Source organism: Planomicrobium soli (assembly GCF_003014655.1).
In the GTDB taxonomy this organism is placed as follows: domain Bacteria; phylum Bacillota; class Bacilli; order Bacillales_A; family Planococcaceae; genus Planococcus; species Planococcus soli_B.
Genome location: NZ_PYAT01000034.1, coordinates 1 through 1,429, shown reverse-complemented (window position 1 = coordinate 1,429; position 1,429 = coordinate 1). Strand labels below are relative to the sequence as shown.

Annotated in this window: 1 pseudogene; it reads left to right on the top strand. The window is 54.7% G+C overall.

The features are described 5' to 3' along the window. Positions 1-141: 141 nt before the first annotated feature. Positions 142-1,429 (top strand): annotated as a pseudogene (locus B0H99_RS18105) (IS1182 family transposase); the annotation flags it as partial.

The following is a 1,429-nucleotide window of genomic DNA, read 5'->3' as shown; positions in this document are numbered from 1 at the left end:
CCTTCGCTTCGCTCTGTCCAGGGTCTTCGGCTCGCGCTGGTCCCGCTGGAGTCGCCGCCTTCCGCTCCATTTGCGACTTTTGCAGGTTTTCATTGGCTCGTGCCGGTCCTATACTGAAAGAAAACGAAGGAGCGATGCCCCATGATTGGCCCTGTCAAGAACCATCGCCATGAACAAGTGACTGTCACCATTGACGAACTCGTGCCGCCAGACCATTTTCTTCGGACCGTTGACACCTTGATCGATTTTTCGTTCATTGAACAGATCGCCACTCCGTACTACTGTTCCGATAATGGCCGACCGGCCATCCCGCCCATTACCCTGTTCAAGATGTTGTTCATCGGCTATTTCTACGGCATCCGTTCCGAACGCCAGCTCGAAAAAGAGATCCGTTCCAGCATTCCATACCGTTGGTTCTTAGGCTATTCCCTTCTAGATCCCATCCCGGACCACTCGACCATCAGCTTCAATCGAAAAGGCCGCTTTGAGGACACGACCGTCTTCGAGGAAATCTTCGACGAAACGGTCCGCCAAGCCCAGGCCCATGGCTTGGTCAGTGGCCGTGTCCTGCTTTCCGATTCCACCCATGTCAAAGCCAATGCCAATAAAAACAAATTCATCCGCAAAGCCAAATCAAAAAAAGTGAGCAGCTACTTCGCTGAGTTGGAACAAGCGGTCCAAGAGGACCGGGAGGCGCATGGAAAAAAGCCTTGAAAGCCCCGGCGGCTGCCCGCGAATTGAAAATCGAGACCACCCGTGTCAGCTTGACGGATCCCGACAGCGGATTTCTGATGCGGGACCAGAAGCCGCACGGGTTCTTCTACCTGGACCAACGGACCGTCGATGCCAAGTACAACTTCATTACGGACACCTTCATCACGCCTGGCAATGCCAGCGATTCCGAGCGGTACTTGGACCGTTTGGCCGTTCAACAGAAGAAGTTTGGCTTTCACGTGGAAGCGGTCGCGTTGGATGCCGGTTATTTCACGGGGCATATCTGCAAAAAACTCAACGAACAAGGCGTCTTTGCGGTCATGGGCTACCGCCGGTTCAAGAACGGGAGCCCGAAGCTGGCGAAACGCCTGTTCACCTATGTCGATTCGGTGGAGGCATATGCCTGCCCGATGGGCTGCAAATTGGCCTATGCGACGACGGACCGGAAGGGCTACCGGCAGTACAAGAGCCGACCACAGGACTGCACAAATTGCCCGCTGCGCGCCGAATGCTTTTCGCCTACGAGCAACCAGCGGACCATCACCCGCCATATTTGGGAAACCGAAAAAGAACGGGTCCGCCAAAACAAGCGAACCAAAAGTGGAGCGAAGCTTTATAAACTGCGCAGCCAAACCATTGAAAGAAGCTTTGCGGATGCCAAAGAACTCCATGGCTTTCGCTACGCAAGACGCCGAGGGCGTCCGTCTGTCCAAGA